An 18,173-nucleotide genomic window follows, 5' to 3' on the forward strand; every position below is an offset into this window, starting at 1 on the left:
GTGGAGCGACTGTAAGACCTGAAGGGAGTAAATCCCCGAAGGCGGGTGCATTGAAGCAGAAAGCCCCCATCAGTGATGTTGGAGAATCCCGCGCTGTCTCGTAGAGCAGCGTCGGGAGGATGTCAATTAGATCAAGTCCTATTGATTTTGGTAGTAAGTATTTGTACAGTTTCGCTTACCGAAAAATTGTGGTCTAAAGCTTCCCCTTTTCAGAGGATAAAAAGCGGTCGATCTTCGGAGCTTCCCGTAGGGTGGGATGGCGAGGTCTGGGAGCCATATCCATCAGACCAAGAGAAAAGAAGATTCCATATTTTCAAGCCTCCTTATTACAGAAGGTGCTGATAACTGATAACTGATAACTGAAATGACTACATTCGCCGACATAATATCCACCTCAACTCTACAGGTGGTCTACCATTAGCTAGAGGAAATATATCTCTACCAGTCGCCCAACTTTCAAACCAACTTGTAGGAGGCCAAGCTGTTTGAGGCAGATGTTGACGTTCATATTCTATAACTAACTCATTAGAAACGATCGCTAAAGGTAAACTCTGCATCGCTGTGGCAAACTCCTTAGCAGTGAACAAACTCGACCAAGATAACTGTGCCATCTCTCGGACTAACTCATCCGGTACATACCCATCTACGGTTAAAAATATATTGAACAGAAGCATACCACCAGGACAAATAAAATCAGACATTTTTGCTAGAAATAACCGCAGTTGCTCTACATCGCGAAAATGAGATACTACTTCTGTGGCGATCGCAAACTGATAAAAAGCTGGCTGCATTCGTGTCAGTGGGTCGAGAATATCTCCCTTAAACACATTCATAGATAAATTTTCTGTAGCGATCGCTGTTTGCAACTGTTCAATAAAAGCAGGGGTTAACTCTAAAACATCTACAGAATGACCTTTTCGTGCCAAAGGTAAAGCATTCCTACCCGTTCCCCCACCGACATCTAATATTTTTAATGAAGTGTTTTTACGAAATTCTGCCACAGTTGCTAATACTCTAGCATCAGGGTGAGAACCAAACAAGGGAGGCTTTCTCTTCTCTACCCAAGACTTGTACTGTTCCTCTAAAGTTGGGCTACGAACAGTTACTTGGCAAGCCATACCTTTTTTGGGAGGCTTCACTAATTCATACTGAATAACTAATATTGAACTTGTAGAAATATTAAACCCCTCTGCCAACTTCCTTTCTATCATTTGACGCAATTGTAGTTGTCTTTCCTTGGGCATTGGTCTACCCAGGTGAGAAAATAAGCTTTCTACAATATTTATGTAATGCTCAAGCATACCAGGCAGACATGGAAATGCCAACTCACCACCTCCTGAAATATAGCTATCAAGCTTATATATAACAGCTTTTTTGAGAATAGCTGGAGAAGTTACAAGTGGCAGTTGGTCACTTATGAATAATGTCTGTTCCTGGTTCATCAGCAGATTCTGCTTTAATTAATTTTTTGACAGTTTAGTATAATATTATTGACATCAACTAACTATTGTTGAAGAAGGAAGAAAGAAAAAGTGGATGGGGACTCAAACCCCAGCCAATTGTAAAAACCCTGTAGACGACTGGGTATTAAAGCCAAAAGAAAAAGATAACTGATTACAACCTGAATATTTGATCAAGTAAATTTATCTTAACAGAAACTACATCTCAAATTAATAATTACCGAAAAATTCTGGTCTAAAGTCTCCCCTTTTAAGGGGATAAAAAGCAGTCTATATTCGGAGCTTCCTGTAGGGTGGGATGGCGTAGCGGAGCGTGTCTGCAAGAACGGGTCTCCTCGCCATATCCATGAGACCAAGAGAAAATAGAATATTCCTGATGTCAAGCCTCCTTATTGCAGGAGGTACTGTTAGCGTAGCTCCTCCGGAGGAGGCTAACTGATAGCTGAAATGACCTCTTCTTGAAAAGAAGAAAATTGACTAAAAGGAAAAAAAATTCTTTTTTCTGCTTGTAGGGCTACAACTTGTACCAAAGTCAGGCAAAGATCTAAACCTTAATTATTCGGTAACTAAGTCATCCATTTAAAAACTAAAGACAATATTTTCGATAACTATTAAGTACCTGTATTAAATTAATTTAACTAATGGTCGATATAGGGAAAAGGCAAAAGATATGCTACCTTGCGTTAGTAAAAAGCAGAGCGTTTAAGAAAGGCAAGGTTTCCTTGCCATATCCAATCAACCAAGAGAGGGAAGATGAAATATATCTGATACCAAATCCAGTTATTATTAGTTATTTCAGTAATTACTCAGAGCCTCTCTGGACAGAAACTTTAATTTTTTTAAGAATAATCTTAACGGGACTTGGTATAAGTGTCAATATACAAATAACTTTGTCTTTCTACTTAAGCTTAATGTTCCTAATATTCTGAAGTTAATTTTTACTTTTAACTTCTAATTAGTCCCTGTAAAAACTATTTCTGGAAATTTTGATTGAACTTCTGTCATTGGCCGTCTTCTTCCCTCTTCTTGCCAGTAGTTAATTATCTCAGTAGCTTGATTGAGAAGATCGACCCGGTCTGATTCATTAATCCAATGTTTGGCTTCTATTTCTTTTCTTAATTCTTCCCAAGCATCATTACGAGGCCAGAAAAAGTAACAAGTTAAGGGGCTAGTACCATTTCCTACCACTTGATCTACTGCAAGTGCTACATTATCTTCTAACCAAACTACTTTAAGTATGAATTTGGACAATTTACCTCCAGAGCCAATATTAGGCTAATTTTAAAACTTTGCACAATATTTAATCGTAGCACGGAAATTGAGTGATGGACAAAGCAATTTTGGTTTTTGACATTGATGGTGTAATTCGGAATGTTGGAGGGTCTTATCGACGGGCGATCGCGGATACGGTAGAGCATTTTACATCCGGCGCTTTTTGTCCCACTTTGACAGATATTGACCAACTCAAATCTGAGGGAGTTTGGAATAATGACTGGGAGGCTTCGCGAGAGTTAATTTATCGCTATTTTGAAGGCCAAGGTCAAAAAAGAGAGAATGTTGGTTTAGATTATCAAAAGTTAGTGGCTTTTTTTCAGTCTCGTTATCGAGGTCCACATGAAGATAATTGGACTGGTTATATTTGTACGGAACCGTTGTTAGTGAGTTCTGATTATTTTCAGAGATTGACAGCAGCAGGATTTTCTTGGGGATTTTTTAGTGGGGCAATGCGCGCAGAAGCTGCTTATGTTTTGGAAGGTAAGTTAGGGTTGAGTTCTCCTGTAGTAGTGGCGATGGAGGATGGACCAGGAAAACCTGACCCCACGGGGTTATTTGCAGTATTGGAGACATTGGAAAAACAGCATGGTTTAGCTGAAAATCTACCTGTGATTTATGCTGGCGATACAGTGGGAGATATGTATACGGTGGAGAATGCTCGTCTAGCGATGCCGTCGAGAAATTGGATAGGGGTGGGTGTGTTGCCTCCCCATGTGCAGGAAAGTCAGACAAGGCGAGAGACTTATAGTGCAAAACTGTTGGAGGCAGGGGCAAAGGTGGTTTTGAGTAATATTGAAGAATTGTCTGAAGAAGCGATCGCTCGTGCTTTGAGCGTTGGTTAATTTGAAGAAGGCAGCGGGAGTTGAGGGTAGAAGGGAAAATTGCTTATGGATAGTCTTCGACCAGCCACTTCGTGTCTTAACCTAAACAATTTTAGGCATTGCTGAACTAAGGGATGAATCTTTGCAGAGTATGTAAAACCTTCTACACTCCCCACACCCCCCATCTCCCTGTCAATTTTTCTAAGTGTGACAATAAATTGACCCTGCTCTTCTTCCCTCCTGACTCCTGACTCCTCCACTAGATACAAATTAAGCTAACAAGTCATCAATAAATAAGTCTATTTTCATTTGAGAAAGATGTTGCATCACAACAATATGAGCTAAAGACCCCTCAGTAGCTAACTGCCACTTCTGACAAATCTTGATTGATGGCTTGTCAAATACAACCGTAGTTGAAAAATCATTTAAAAAAGGTTTGTACCCAATCTCTTCTAGACGTTTATACAAATACCGAGCATTTTCTAAGCAACTCGAAACTTCACAAGCATACTGTTGACCTCTGGTCATAATAGCATACCAAAGAAATAAACAAGCAAGCCCACTACGAGAACCTGTAATAGTTGTATCATTACAGCCAATATATTCAATTTGTTTTTTAATTTTGTCAGTATAAATTTTACGAGTTAAAACAATTCCATTAGTTGGCTAAACCAGGAAGGAGCCTGCTATAACTACTATATGGGTTTATATAAAATCATAATTACATAAGTTTGTCAAGGGATAAAATTATGATGACTATGGCAAATTAAGTAAGTTTTAATAGTAATTAAACAGGACTTACCCATAACCACCATTGATGATAGGGGTTAACGGCCGTTAACCCCCTACAAATGGGGTATATTTTCGTTTTTTTGCGTAAGTCCTGACCAAGTTAAGAGTCTGAAACAAGAATCTCCCGTTATAATCTTAGATTTAACAGGCGAGTGTCAATTTGGCATAACCTCCAACCCCCTACTCCCGACTTAAATTAACTAGGTTCAGGAATTGTAATATCTATTGAAGTAATTTTAAGACCGCTTCCGAGACTACTCAGAGGTGGTTGAATAGCCTCTTTATTACCCACCACTAAAGTTACAATTTTCTCTGGTTGCAAATATTTTTGAGCTACTCTTCGCACATCCTCAACGGTAATATTTTCTATTTCCTGACGATAACGGAAAATAAAATCTTTAGGATAATCATAATATTCATATCTCATCAAACGGGATAAAGTTTGAGCTGGATCTTGAAAGTTGAAAATAAATGAGTTGAGAGTTGAATCTTTAGCATGGGTCAGTTCCTCTTTTGTAATAGGTTGAGTACGAATACGTTCAATTTCTTCATTCACAGATTTGATAAATGGTACAGTTGCATCCGAACGTGTTTCACCCCCAGCTATAAATACTCCTGGATAATCATAGTTAGGACTCCAATAAGCAGAAACTGAATAAGCTAAACCTTGACGCGATCGAATATTATTAAACAAGCGTCCCCCCAAACCATTAAGTACCCCATTCATCACGCTCAAAGCTGTATAATCAGGATTATCTAATTTTCCGCCTAAATGACCCATTTGTACATAACTTTGAGTTAGCTGAGGTTGTTGAACAAAAAATAGACCGCCGACTTGAGCTTGACTAACATTTGGTAGGGGAGGTTTCACTGCTTTAATGCTTGGTTGCCAATTGCCAAATTTTTCTGTAATGAGCGATCGCATCTGTTTTGTCTGAAAATCTCCTACTACTCCCAAAATCATATTCTCAGGATGGAAATATTTAGCATAGAAATCAATTAAATCTTCCTGGGAAATGTTGTTGAGGGTTTCATATTCAACAGTTCGAGCATAAGGACTTTGTGCTCCATAAATCAATTTTTGGAACTCACGACCAACAATAGATTCAGGGTCGTCATTCCGACGAGCAATTGCACCTTGCCATTGTTGTTTGTAAAACTCTAGCTTTGCTGGAGCAAATACAGGTTCGCGAATGACTTCGGTAAATAATCCAAATACTTCTGTCAAGTCTTCAGTGAGGCAACTGAACCTGGCACTACCAGCAGTACCACCGATACTTGTTTCTACTACTGCTGCTTTTTGTTCGAGTATTTGATTTATTTTTTCAGAAGAATGTTGGGTTGTACCACCTGTACGCATAACAGTACCAGTTAAGTCTGCTAACCCTGCTTTATTTTCTGGTTCAAATCTTGAACCTGTCCGGAATATTGCTCTACCACCTATGAGGGGTAATTCATGGTCTTCCATGAGATAGACAACGATGCCATTATCAAGTTGAAAGCGAGTGTACTCTGGTAGTTCTAATTCTGGTAGTGGGGGAAATTCCAGTTCGGTATAATGTTTGGCTGGAGTTAGAGCTATGGCTGGTATTTGCCCTAAAATAGCTAACAGCATTACTACGGCTAAAAATGCTGTGATGAAAATTTTGGATCTAGTAATTTTCCTTTTGTAGTTAGAAAACATTGTTTGTTTTGGTATGAAAGGGAATAGGGAATGGGCAACAGACAACAGGGGGCAAATGCCATTCGCTTTTGACTTTTAATTTTCGACTTCACTTTTGACTTTTGACTTCACTTGGGAAGTAGTCTGCCAATAGTGCGGTTTTCGGCAACGAAAGTTTTTTGAGCTACACGCATAATATCTTCTGTAGTTACTGCATTAATGGCATCTAACTCTTTAAATAGATTTTGCCACGAACCAGTTTTAACTTCGTAGCTCAAGAGAGCAGAAGCCATTCCTGTATTAGAATCAAGAGAGCGCAATAAACCTGCCCGTGCTTGAGTTTTCACCCTTTCTAACTCTTGCTGAGAAACTGGATCTGTTTTCAATTTTTCAATTTCTGTCTGCAAAGCTGCTCCTACTTCATCTACATTACTATTGGGAGCAGTCATAGCATAAAATAGCATCAGATGTGGATATTTATCTCCTGGATAACTACCAGCTCCTCTTGCTACGAGAGCTATTCGCTGTTTCTCAACTAATGACTGATAGAGGCGAGAAGTACGACCATCACTCAAGATGCTAGTTATCATTTGATAAATTACATTGTCGGGATGATTCGTTGCAGGTCGGTGATAACCTTCTATATACCAAGGTTGGGATTGCAATTTCATTGTTACTTCCCCTGGTTCAGTTTGGGGAGGTTCGACAATATTAAGTTGTGGTGGTTTTTCTTTAGTTTCGTAGCGACCGAAATAAATTTTTGCTAATTTTTTGACTTCTTTGGGATCGACATCTCCAACTATCCCTACTGTTAAGTTACTGGGAACATAATGTGTATCAAAAAAGTCGCGCACGTTTTCTCTGCTTAAATTTTCGATATCTTCTTGATAACCAATGACAGGGCGACGGTAAGGATGAACTTGGAAAGCTTTACTTAAAAATTTTTCCAACAGTTGGGCAACGGGTGAATTTTCTGTGCGCGATCGCCTTTCTTCCAGAATTACTTGTTTTTCTTTATAAAATTCTCTAAATACTGGTTCCAAAAATCTTTCTGACTCTAAAGACATCCATAATTCTAGTTTATTGGCAGGTAAACTGTAGAAGTATAGAGTGTAGTCTGCGGAGGTGGCAGCATTCAGTCCAACCCCTCCTGCTTGTTTGACTATTTTGGAGAATTCATTTTGATTTACATATTCAGATGCCTGCTTTTGAGTTGCCTCAAATTTTGCTAAAAGTTGAGTGACTTGTTCGGTTTTTTGATTAGCACTAGCTGTTTGAATTTCTGCAAATATCTTATCTAGTTTCTCTAAAGTTTGTTTTTCAGCTTGATAATCTTTTGTACCGATTTTTTTTGTACCTTTAAAAGCTAAATGTTCTAGGTAATGGGCCACACCTGTTTGACCGTCTGGTTCATTCGCCCCACCAACATCAGCATAAATAGAAAAAGATATAACTGGGGCATTATGTCTTTCCAATACGATAAATTTCATGCCATTGTCGAGGCGAAATTCTGTGACTTTTTTAATTACTCGGTCTAGGTAAGGCTTAATTGATATTTTTTGGTCGGGAGTAGATTCCCGTGCTAAGGCCATGTTTGCAGGAAAACCAAACCAAAACAAACTTATGGTAATTAAGCAAAGACATAAGTTGAGTGATCGTTTTTTTAGTTTGGCCAATTCAAAGTTGGCAGTAATTATTTTTTTACACCAAGCTGGTAAGAAAGTTTGCATAAATATTTGGAAATAAAAATTTAATTCTGTAAATAGTTCTATTGTGGGTATGAGCTTACCTCTAAGTATTTGAAATTTTGACCTCCGCATAGCAATGTTATTTGGACATATCTGCATAGGTAAAATCCATTAACTAATTGAATTTATGATTAGGTGACAATTAGAATTATATTCTCAAGTATGAGATTTTAGGAATATTGGTGTGGGATGCAAGTTTTTCGATTATACTCGTGAAATTAAAATTACAGCAGATTCGGTCATATATGAGGTAAAAATATTAACGAGGGAATGTTCCCAGTGCGGGATATTGCCCGCGAAGGGTATACCTCACGCCTGATGAAATCTGCTGTAAATCTTTTTTTTCCTAAATATGTATAAAATCTGGTAGTCCAGCAGTCGTAATGGTAAGTGGAGACAAGCAACACCTAGAACGGGAGCAAGATGCTCCCACTAGCTATACCATTACAATAGAGTTGTCGCTAAATAGAGGGAAAAAATCGCTCCAACCTAGACAGAGCAATAATTCTAAGCATTTTTAATGCTAATATCTAGAATCCTTACAGAACAAGCTTTTTGGGGATTTTTTAAGTTATAAAGCGACAAGTCTAATAGACATCTGGTGGAAAATAAAGAAACCTTTTAATTAGATCAGCTAAGGAAAGAAAAATTTACCATAAAAAATCCTTTTTCGTAAAAATATCTTACCTGTTGCCTGTTGCCTGTTGCCTGTTACCTACTCCTGCAAAAAATCTATATCTTTTTCACCAGAGGTCTAATGCACCACTACCTAAAATCTTTGTTAATTAATGCTTAAATTGCTAAATCATAACGCTACAACTGATTAAAGTAAAATAAAAATTTTAACTATTATGAAAGTTTTAACTCAGTTGCCAACTGCGGAAATACAGACACGAACTAAGATATTACAAGCAGCTCAAAAGTTGTTTGCTAAATCTGGATATGATGGTACTACGATTAGAGATTTGGCAAAGAAGGCAGGAGTTGCAGAAGGTACTTTGTTTCGTCATTTTAGTAATAAAAAAGCGATTTTGATTGAGTTAGCTACCCAGGGTTGGGTTGAAATTCTCACAGATTTATTAACAGAATTAAGTGAGATGTCTAGTTACAAAGCTGTAGCACAAGTGATGCGTCGCCGGATGTTAAATATTAATCGCAATGCAGATATGATGAAAGTCTGTTTTTTGGAAGCACAGTTTCATCCAGAATTGAGGGATAAAATTCAATCGGAAGTTATCGAGAAAATGACGGATGTGGCGGAGGCTTTTTTTGCAACAGCAATGGAGCGGGGTGTATATCGTCAGATGAACCCGAAAATTGTAGCGCGGGTATTTTTAGGAATGTTTGCGATCGCTGGTTTTAGTCAACAAACGTTATTAGAACCAGATGCTTCTCCCCAAGCAATGCAGGAAATGGCGGAGGGATTAGCTGATATTTTCTTGAATGGTGTTTTAGCTTAAGTCAGAAGTTAAGCTCGCAGCATAAACTAAATTTGAGAGGCGCGAGAATGTCCTAATTGTCCTAGCGACTGCTATAAATGTTAGGTATTGGAGAACTCAAGCAATTATCAGCTTTTTGTGAAACCATTGTAGGGACGTTCCATAGAACGTCCCTACAGTCTTTTTAGGATAGGAGAAGATTTACAAAAGTTGCTCTAATAAGCAGATTTAGTGTTAGTGTGGAGCGGTTTTTATGGCCATATTGAGAATGACTAAGTAGGTAGGTGGGAAAATTTACAATACTATCCACCACCACCGCCACCACAACCACCACCGCCGCCACCGCCGCCACAACCGCCACCGCCACCACCGCCGCCACCGCCGCCACCGCCACCACCGCCACCAGGGCCACCGAAACCACCAGGCCCACTAGCGCCACCGCCACCGCTACCGCTACCGCTAGCATGAGACAGGTTGATGATAACGATGATAAATCCATAAATAAATATTATCACTGTTATCACTGTAAATATCCCAAATATTTGGTCAAATAATCCTGAAGAAGGAGAACTAACAGGTTTAGGACTCTGCCAATTTGGTTTTGCAACATCAAGAATATTATGAGGAAATAGCACCATAACTTCTATTTCTTGTTGCGGTGGAATTGGTTGTTGAGCAACAAATTCTACAGTTGTTGAATTAATTTTTAGAGCGTTAGTTGGCACTCCAAAACTTTTATAAGTTTGGATTTTTTCTGATAAAACTTCTGGCAGTCGGACTATTATTTTGGCATTCTTAATCACAGCACTCCGGTTAGCAAATATTGCTTTCCAGTAAACCTTATCTCCACTCTCATTAATATGTAAACCACCAATTACTCGATATTTCAAGACAAAAGTATGTGCTTCAGGAGCATTGAGTTGATGTTGCCATTTAATCCATATCTGGTTATTTTTGATTCCAGTTTTGCTAGGAATCTGTTCCTGATTTTCCCAAACTGTAACATCAGTAATTTTATCTACTTTATCGAGTGGAATATATCGATATCGTTGGTTTGTATGGGGTTGGGTGAATACATATTTCTGGGTTTCACTGACCAACATATCTCCATTTTTTTGCACATCTATTTCAACATTGATAAAATCCCAGTAAAAAGGAGAAGTTCCCTGAGCAATGGTTTGTAATGCTGGAGATAAACCAATCAATATTGCTACCAAAAAAGTTAATATTTTTCGTAGTTTAAATCGGGATTTTTTTTGAGAGTATGGTTCAATCAAAACTGGTAATTCATTCATTTTTTCTTTTCCTGAGTCGAAGTGAAAACTTTGGTTGCAAATCAAGACAAAATAAAATTCAGTGTATTGATCTCCACAATATTTGCATAAATACAATATTTCAGAGATAAATAAGTATGAAAAATCATAATTATTCCTTGATAAGTAGAGAAATTGTTAATCTTAAATTGATGCTTAGTCAATTATCCAATAACCATTTTCCCTCCAATATTGTTCATTTAAAGCTTCTTCTAAATTTTGTGGTTGGATCAAACCTTGGAACATTAAAAGTTCTCCTAGTTTCATATGCAATGAAGTCTGAATGTCTATTGCTTGGTTTAGTTGAACTTGCGAAATTAATTGTCTTCGGAGCAAAATTTCACCTATTTTCATAATCGTGTTTCACCTTAATTGATGTGGTCTGTTCATTAACTACTAGCTCTTGTCAGAGAGAACTTATGCAAGTTCTGTAAAATATTTCTTAAAAGTGCATAAGTTCAAATCATCAGAGACTATAATAAAAATGAAGTTAGTTGATGAAGCTTTAAATTTTAAATCTTATGAATCAATCGAACACAACTATTTATCAATCATTAGACTATCAAATCAATAATTTATTAAACGAAAAGTTTGCCAAAAAATTAACCATTGGCAAGTATATTCACAATAAAACTAACTATTTTGTTTATAGCTGTGACAATTAAACATCACTCTCCCATTTGGAAACTTGAATATTTTTATTTCAATTATTATATCTAGCTTTATTTGGTCTTCTTTATTTGAAAACCATTTTCTGCTTTTTGAAATGTAAAACTACTATAAATAATAGGATTTACATTAGAGTTTTGGTCTTGATACATAAAGATTACATATATATAATCTGCATCAGCTAGTTTGGGATATTCTTGATTAACTAACTTAACTGTATTTTCAGCAATATTTTGAAGTTTTTGTTCTGTCAAATTATCCCAACTTTTATCAGTAAAAGTGATTTCTAAACTTCTGATATAGTTAACGTCATTTGTCAAATCAACGCCTAAGTGATTACTGCTTCTAATATTAAAAGATACACCAGCTCCTCCAGGATGATTTTTGCTGAGAACTGCAGATAATTTTATTCCATCTTCCAGGGTACTTATCATTCCACAACTACTCAGTAATAAAAAAGGGAAAAAAATCAGTGAAATTATTCCCAAGCGGAAAATAGGTATTGGCAAAAATCTACTAATTGAAAGTCTAGGTTTGGTTTTTGGCAAGTTTATTTTCATAATCATTCATGTTCTACCTTAATTTATGTGGTCTGTTCATTACCTACTAGATCTTGTCAGAGAGAACTTATGCAAGTTCTGTAAAATATTTCTCAAAAGTGCATAAGTTCAAATCATCAGGGACTAGAGTAAAATAGAACCTTTAGGAGAATGAATTTTGAATGCTAATCAGCGTAAATACTGATTCAATAATCTTGAATAATACTGTGGAGGAATATAGGGGGGAGACAAATGGTTCTCAGCAAGAACTACTGGACATTATGCAAAATTGATTTAGCAAGCTATGATGTGTCTGGTTATCAGAAGGGATATCGAGAGGACTTACTATTGCCTGTTCAACAACAATTTCAAATCTGGTTTCCATCTATTGCTGAACTCAAAGAAGTCTCCTCCCAAGATGACCGAAAAATTCAAGCTACTTTGCTATCTCACTTTCTATCTCAAAATTCTGCTTCTTCTAACTCCTGGAGTATAAGAGCAGGACTTTGTTTGCGTTGTTACATTTCCCATGCTATTGTTCATGCTTGTCAAAAACTGGCTCAACAATTTGGCGATCGCTATGGTTTTTCTCACTTAGACTTGTTGTACCTGGTACTCACTGATGATGGTAAAATCAAGAACTTTCAGGAAGTTAGCGAAAACTCTCAGTCTTCTTACCCCTATTTTTGGAGGCACATTTTGAGAACATTCAATCCTGATAAAGCTGGACTCTGGAATTGGACTTATTTACTTACCCGTCGCCACCCAGAACTAACTCGAACGTTATGGGTGGAATTTGGTTTATCTTTAACTACTCCTTGGGGAAAACTAAATGAGATTAAGCGTTACCAAATGGAAACTTTTTCACTTCAAGAACGGGATGTGGTAGAAGCATTTCATGGAGTATATCGCCGCGACAGACGAGAACAGGGTGCAAGGGGCAAATGTCCTGAACCTTCTGAGTCTCAACTTCAGGAAATGCGCGATCGCCTTTGTCAAAGGAGAATTATATATAATTCTTCAGATGAACTACTCGAACAATTGAAAACTATTGCTCAGTTTATACAGGAACAAATATTAAATCCAACTGAGATTTCACCACCCTCTAATGCTTCAGCAATGGAACTTGAATTTCTAGACGAACATCGCGATCGAGCTATTATGGATGCTATTGAGGGAGTGCTTTATCAACGTTTGCAGAAACTACAAAAAAGTGCTTGGTATAGTGAATTTGCTCCTCATTTTTTACCTAGTTTACGACTAATTTATTGTGAAAAGAAATCTCAAAGTGAAGTAGCTAAACAATTAAATATGAATAATCAATCTCAAGTTAGTCGAATTTTAAAACTCAAGCAATTGCTGAAGCAAATTCGAGAACAAGTAATGGAGCAATTGCTCCAGATTTTGTTGAATCAAGCAGAGTTAAATTCAAATCAAGGGGTTTTAGATCCAAATGCTTTTGATTCTTTAATTGAACTATTAAGTCGTTATTTAGATGAAACCGTTTTTCTAGAGGCAGCTAAGGAAATTTCTACAGCAAAGAAATACCAAAAAATGACAAGTTTATTCGCTCAAAAAATGCGCTATTATCTTGAATATCGTCAGCCTATTTGACAGAATAATAAATATTAAAATAACTACATTAATTATTGCATTTTCCACAAAAAGCAAATTTTAAATTACAACAACAAACCGGAGAAAAATATGAATATTTGTTCTAATTATGGGCAAACAAACAGACAGTATTACCGACAATTGCACTCAGAAACTATTGATTTAGAACCTGAAGATTTTCAGCAAGCAACTCTCTTGAGTGGTAAATTTAATAATGAAGCCCAAAAATGGCAAGCTTATTTGAAAATTTTGGGTTTATTCGCACTAAAAAGAAGGTTGAGCGATCGCCATTTAACATTAGATAATCAAATTGAATCTCTGCCACCTCATCAAATTATTAGTTCAGAACCAATGAGTAATCTGCAAGTCGGCGGATTTAAAGTTTGCTTACTGACAAATGAGAGTATAGTAAATGAAGGAATTGAAATTCCCGAAAAAATGATTAATTCCCCAGATTTTGCTGCTCATTTCTATATAGTAATACAGGTTTTAGTAGAGGAAGAAGAAGCTGTTATAATTGGATTTATACGATATGATAAATTAATAAATCAGTCTTTACAAAAAAACAAAATAGGAAATTATCAACTTTCTTTGCCTGAACTAAATTCTGACTCCAGTCACTTAATTTTAAATCTTAAATATTTGAGTCCAGTAGCTATTAAAATCCCAGAAAATACCTTGAATGAATCAAAATATTGGGAAAAATTAACAAGTTGGTTAGAAGGTATTTTGAGAGAAGGTTGGCAACCAGTGGAAGAACTTATAGGAAATCGTAAACCGATTATACAAATGGCTTTCAGTTTAGATAAAACAACAGAAAAATTATCTCCCAAAGTAGTTAAAAAATTTCTTAAACAATTCCAAATGACTCAAAAACAAAGAGACAAAACACAGGCAGATTTATCTCAACCTGAACTCTCAGAGACAGAAGTAAATAAAGCTCTAGTAAATATTTTACAAACAACAGAAGATGAAGAAACTCGCTGGCAAATTGCCGAATTGTTGTGGGAAATTGACCCTAGTCACCCAGCAGCAGGTGTACGTCGTGCTATGGATCTAGGAATACAACTGGCAGGAGTTCCAGTGGCACTAATGATAGCCATTTTACCAAAACCAAACCAAAGATTTGCTGTTCTTTCCAGAGTTTATCCTCTGCAAGACCAACGTTTTTTACCAGCAAATTTAAAACTCATTGGTTTAGATGAAATGGGGGAATCTTTATTTGAAATTCGTGCTAGAGAAAGAGATGATTATATTCAGTTCAAATTTACCGCCGATCCAGGCGATCGCTTTAGTCTTCAAGTTAGCCTTAATTCTGCCACCGTGACAAAGGATTTCATAATTTGATTAAATCGTAGGTTGGGTTAAGCGGTAGCGCAACCCAACAACAATGTCTAAAAATATTGGTCTGCAAGAAGAATAGTAGTAGCAAATCAGGACTTATAGAGGTTTTCAGCCTGATGAGGTACATAGATGATCCCCCTAAATCCCCCTTAAAAAGGGGGACTTCCAGTTCCCCCCTTCTCAAGGGGAGTTAGGGGGGATTTCCAGGACTATACCTCACTAGAACTCCTACAAATCTTAGAAGTTTGACAATATAAAATCCTTGTGACATTGAGATTTGGTGTTGGGTTTATCCTAAAGGATAAGCTGGCGCTAACGTCTCCTCAACCCAACCTACTAGACTGACACAGCTAAAACTGTGCATTAGTTTTTAACTTGAAAACTCTGACTTTTGAATGCATGACTTTTGACTTTTGAATTGAATCTAATGCACCATTTAAGGTGTGTCAGTCCACTACAAAGAGCAAATTTCAAGAATATAGTACTAAATCTTAGAAGTTTGACAATATAAAATCCTTGTGACATTGAGATTTGGTGTTGGGTTTATCCTAACGGATAAGCTGGCGCTAACGTCTCCTCAACCCAACCTACAAAGAGCAATTTTTGGAGAAGTCTATTGAAACGAATATAATATTAAAACTATAACAATGAATTAAGAATAATGACTAGAAAAGTTGTTATCAAAATAGAAGAAGGCAGTTTTGAATTAGGTTTTCCTGTTTCCCTGGAGTTTTGGCAAGATGGTAGAATCATTGCCAGAGAAGGCAAGTGTCCTCAATTGCCCCCTAACCCTGATTTTCCTAGAGTTTATGACGAATGGAGAAACATTTATACTAAGTTGGGAGGCCGAGGGATAAAGATACCAGATGGGCAAACTACCAACGTCTGCATTTTAGAAGAGTGTCAAAATGCTACTCTAACCCTAGAATCTAACGTCATAAATTGGTTGGGGCGACCTATCTTTGGAGCTATAACAGCGCGAATTATAGGAGAACTTCAATATAGAACTATAAATGAATCAGTACGAGTTATCATCGATACATCAAATGATTATCTGCGTAAATTATCCTGGGATTATTGGGATTTATTTGAGAAATCATATTTTTTACCCCAGGCAGAATTTGCCCTCTTGTCTAAATATAATCGACCAACAGAAACGTTGCAACAACCGATTCAAATTCTGGCAATTTTTGGTAGCGATGAGGGTGGATTACAACTGCAACAGGATCGAGAACTTATTGAAAACTTAAATAGATATGGGGCAAGAATTACCTCTATTCCAGCGAGAGGAAATTCTCTGACTCCTCAAGAACTATTTGATACTCTTTGGCTCGGAAATTGGGATATTATTTTTTATGCTGGGCACAGTTCTGGTCAGACTATTCATGTCGATCATGCCTTAAATTTATCAATCGATCTTTTGAGAGAAGCTTTGAGGAGAAATACTCCTAGAGTCAAGCTGGCAATTTTTAATTCCTGTGATGGACTGGGTATTGCTGAATATTTAGCTGATTTTAATATTCCCCATTTGATTGTGATGCGAGAACCTGTTCCGGATATAGTAGCACGGCGTTTTTTACAATATTTCCTGGAAGAATTTACCCAAGGTAAACCTCTCCACACTTCTGTTCGAGAAGCACGGAAGCATTTACAACAACTCGAATATGCTATTCCAAATGAATTGTTTTATCCAAGAGCATCTAGACTGCCTGTGCTAATCCAAAATCCTGCGACACCTGAACTATATTGGCCTCAACCTGAACCTGAACCTGAACCTCAACCTGAACCTCAACCTCCAATAATAAGCAGGCAAATAATTCTGTTTTTCTTGGCGATCGTTGGTGTTTTAGGAATTTGTCGTTGGTTTTATCCTAAACCTGAAACCCTTGGAGATAACATCAGTAAAGGTGAGGAAATTCTAGTAAAACTATTTGAACCACGAGACAAACAAAGGGGTGTGGATGCAGTTGCCGAATGCCAAAAGCCATTGAATCATTTTCTACCTATTTGGTATAGTCATATTCGACAACAATGGAGTGATTGTTTTGTCACCAAAAAAAGTTATTGGGAGGCAGCTCAAAATTTCCAGGAAAGCTGGAAGACAGAAAGAAGAGAGCCAGAAACTTTAATATATCTCAATAATGCTCTTTTAGAAGCGACAGGTGTTGATTACCATACTATTGCAGTTGTAGTTCCAGTTTTACAAGATGAAACGGGTCAGGTGAGTAATGCAGAAATCGCTGAAGAACTCTTGCGGGGAGTAGCTCAAGCACAAACAGAAGTTAACTTGAGTTTATTCAATCAGAAAAAATCCTCTAATTTGACTTTACCGGGTGCAAATTTTCTAGACTCGAAAAGCTTGAATGGAAAAGGTTTGAAAATTATCATTGCTAATGATGCTAACTTAGAGACTCAGGCGAAGAAGGTTGCCCAAACCCTGGTCAAACGGTCAGATATTTTAGGTGTTATTGCTTCTTGGACTAGTGAGATGACGATGGCAACTGTAGATATATATAACCAAAATCAATTAGTATCAGTTTCTCCTGGTGCGGCCACATCTGAACTCACAGACCAACCTCGAAAATTTTTCTTCCGAATTATCGCAACTAATCATCTTCGAGCAGAAGCAATGGTTGATGTCTTGATGAATAAAATTAATCAAAACAAAGCTACAATTTTTTATAACCCTGCTAGTCCCTATTCTAGTGATTACAAAAAACATTTTAAACAAAAACTCTCAGAAAAAGGAGGATATCTCATTGATTCATTTGATATTTCTCGGCCTAATTTTAATGCTAAAAATGCTATCCAAAAAGTCAGAAAATATGGTAACTCAGCTATTGTTCTTGTGCCAGATGGGCAAGTGACTGATTCCTTTGCTCATGCTCTGAAAATCATCGAAGAAAATGATGGTCAAAACTGGATAGTTAGTGATTCCTCAATTTACAGTCCCAAAACCCTAGAGATTGGTCAACCCCAACTCTTGGAAAAACTGATTATCACCATTAATTGGCATCGTTTGATCAGTCCCCAACCTAATTTTCCTCAGACTGCTGAAAAACTTTGGGGAGGCGATGTTAGTAACCGTACAGCTTTGAGTTATGATGCTGCTCAGGTGCTAATCAAAGGAATTGAGGAAAATGGGGAAAAACATCGTCGGGAAATTAAGAAGATATTGGCAGGTGAAAATTTCCGCGTTGATGGGGTAACAGGAGAAATTACATTTCAACCGAGGACTGGCGATCGCAAAAAACACCCCCTGGAGTTAGTTAAGGTTGTTCGTTGTGATAATCAAGTGTTTAACTTCGTATTTATTCCTGAGAAGTATTCAAAACCTGAAGATGCAGGGTTAAATTGTTCGATTTCTAAATAATATTATTTTCCGATAAGTGTGTTATATCTAATCCGGTAGCATCAGTATTATTTAGTATTAAAGATAAGAGTCTATATTGCGGGGGTGAATGACTATTCACCCCTACGCATTTTATGACAATCA

14 protein-coding genes are annotated in these 18,173 nt (G+C 37.1%); 6 read left to right on the plus strand and 8 right to left on the minus strand.

Going from position 1 to position 18,173, the window contains the following annotated elements:
- Positions 1-368: 368 nt before the first annotated feature.
- Both F6K27_RS19775 and F6K27_RS19780 read right to left on the minus strand, forming a co-directional pair.
- On the minus strand, positions 369-1,442 hold the full coding sequence (locus tag F6K27_RS19775; protein ID WP_287278066.1) for a bifunctional 2-polyprenyl-6-hydroxyphenol methylase/3-demethylubiquinol 3-O-methyltransferase UbiG: 1,074 nt from the start codon (positions 1,440-1,442) through the stop codon (positions 369-371).
- Between the two features lie 969 nt (positions 1,443-2,411).
- The gene (locus F6K27_RS19780; protein WP_124143727.1) at positions 2,412-2,711 is read right to left on the minus strand and encodes a 30S ribosomal protein PSRP-3; all 300 of its coding nucleotides are present in this window, start codon (positions 2,709-2,711) and stop codon (positions 2,412-2,414) included.
- Between the two features lie 74 nt (positions 2,712-2,785).
- Here F6K27_RS19780 and F6K27_RS19785 point away from each other — a divergent pair, with 74 nt between their 5' ends.
- Positions 2,786-3,577, plus strand: a complete 792-nt coding sequence (locus tag F6K27_RS19785; RefSeq protein ID WP_287239646.1) for a TIGR01548 family HAD-type hydrolase — start codon at positions 2,786-2,788, stop codon at positions 3,575-3,577.
- Between the two features lie 249 nt (positions 3,578-3,826).
- On the opposite strand, the gene F6K27_RS19790 is transcribed toward F6K27_RS19785, so the two are convergent.
- The 3 genes from F6K27_RS19790 to F6K27_RS19800 form a co-directional block, all read right to left on the minus strand.
- Positions 3,827-4,084: a hypothetical protein gene (locus tag F6K27_RS19790; protein WP_287239648.1), complete on the minus strand. Its 258-nt coding sequence runs from the start codon at positions 4,082-4,084 to the stop codon at positions 3,827-3,829.
- 460 nt (positions 4,085-4,544) lie between these two features.
- Complete coding sequence (locus tag F6K27_RS19795) at positions 4,545-5,963, minus strand: pitrilysin family protein (protein WP_287278089.1); 1,419 nt, start codon at positions 5,961-5,963, stop codon at positions 4,545-4,547.
- Between the two features lie 176 nt (positions 5,964-6,139).
- On the minus strand, positions 6,140-7,741 hold the full coding sequence (locus F6K27_RS19800; protein WP_375339694.1) for a M16 family metallopeptidase: 1,602 nt from the start codon (positions 7,739-7,741) through the stop codon (positions 6,140-6,142).
- A gap of 869 nt (positions 7,742-8,610) precedes the next feature.
- On the opposite strand from F6K27_RS19800, the gene F6K27_RS19805 reads away from it, so the two are divergent.
- Positions 8,611-9,219: a TetR/AcrR family transcriptional regulator gene (locus F6K27_RS19805; protein ID WP_287278067.1), complete on the plus strand. Its 609-nt coding sequence runs from the start codon at positions 8,611-8,613 to the stop codon at positions 9,217-9,219.
- 281 nt (positions 9,220-9,500) lie between these two features.
- Here F6K27_RS19805 and F6K27_RS19810 read toward each other — a convergent pair whose 3' ends face one another.
- Together F6K27_RS19810 and F6K27_RS19815 are read right to left on the minus strand one after the other, a co-directional pair.
- Positions 9,501-10,493, minus strand: coding sequence for a DUF2207 domain-containing protein (locus F6K27_RS19810; protein WP_287278068.1), 993 nt, complete (start codon positions 10,491-10,493; stop codon positions 9,501-9,503).
- Between the two features lie 174 nt (positions 10,494-10,667).
- Positions 10,668-10,865, minus strand: coding sequence for a hypothetical protein (locus tag F6K27_RS19815; protein ID WP_287278070.1), 198 nt, complete (start codon positions 10,863-10,865; stop codon positions 10,668-10,670).
- Between the two features lie 167 nt (positions 10,866-11,032).
- Between F6K27_RS19815 and F6K27_RS19820 the strand changes: the two genes are divergently transcribed.
- A complete protein-coding gene (locus F6K27_RS19820) occupies positions 11,033-11,176 on the plus strand; it encodes a hypothetical protein (RefSeq protein ID WP_287278072.1) in 144 nt (47 codons plus the stop codon).
- 57 nt (positions 11,177-11,233) lie between these two features.
- Here F6K27_RS19820 and F6K27_RS19825 read toward each other — a convergent pair whose 3' ends face one another.
- Positions 11,234-11,746 carry a hypothetical protein gene (locus tag F6K27_RS19825; RefSeq protein ID WP_287284472.1) on the minus strand — a complete coding sequence of 171 codons (513 nt, stop codon included), beginning with the start codon at positions 11,744-11,746 and terminating at the stop codon, positions 11,234-11,236.
- Positions 11,747-11,971: 225 nt separating this feature from the next.
- Here F6K27_RS19825 and F6K27_RS19830 point away from each other — a divergent pair, with 225 nt between their 5' ends.
- The 3 genes from F6K27_RS19830 (at position 11,972) to F6K27_RS19840 (ending at position 18,050) form a co-directional block, all read left to right on the plus strand.
- Entirely contained in the window at positions 11,972-13,333 is a 1,362-nt protein-coding gene (locus tag F6K27_RS19830; protein ID WP_287278074.1) for a hypothetical protein, read from the plus strand.
- A gap of 90 nt (positions 13,334-13,423) precedes the next feature.
- Entirely contained in the window at positions 13,424-14,680 is a 1,257-nt protein-coding gene (locus tag F6K27_RS19835; RefSeq protein ID WP_287278075.1) for a DUF1822 family protein, read from the plus strand.
- Between the two features lie 658 nt (positions 14,681-15,338).
- Positions 15,339-18,050 carry an ABC transporter substrate-binding protein gene (locus F6K27_RS19840; protein WP_287278076.1) on the plus strand — a complete coding sequence of 904 codons (2,712 nt, stop codon included), beginning with the start codon at positions 15,339-15,341 and terminating at the stop codon, positions 18,048-18,050.
- The last annotated feature ends 123 nt before the right edge of the window (positions 18,051-18,173 follow it).

It is taken from the genome of Okeania sp. SIO2F5 (assembly GCF_010692685.1).
GTDB classification, from domain to species: Bacteria; Cyanobacteriota; Cyanobacteriia; order Cyanobacteriales; family Microcoleaceae; genus Okeania; species Okeania hirsuta.